The following is a 226-nucleotide window of genomic DNA, read 5'->3' on the forward strand; positions in this document are numbered from 1 at the left end:
GAAGGGCGCCTGCGAGCGCAACCACGTCGAGATCAGGAAGCTGCTGCCCAAGGGCGCCGGGATCAGGTTCGACCGGCTCGTCCCGGCCGACCTGGCGCTGGCCATGTCGCACGTGAACTCCGAGCCCCGCGGCGCGCTCGGCTTCTCGACGCCCGCGCGCGCCTTCAGGGCGATGCTCGGGGAGGACGCGGCGGCGCTGCTGGACGCCTACGGCGTGGGGGACGTG

1 pseudogene is annotated in these 226 nt (G+C 73.9%); it reads left to right on the plus strand.

The features are described from left to right. Nucleotides 1-226, plus strand: a pseudogene (locus GPK39_RS08850) (IS30 family transposase); the annotation flags it as partial.

The organism is Collinsella aerofaciens (assembly GCF_018785245.1).
Classification (GTDB): Bacteria; Actinomycetota; Coriobacteriia; order Coriobacteriales; family Coriobacteriaceae; genus Collinsella; species Collinsella aerofaciens_AD.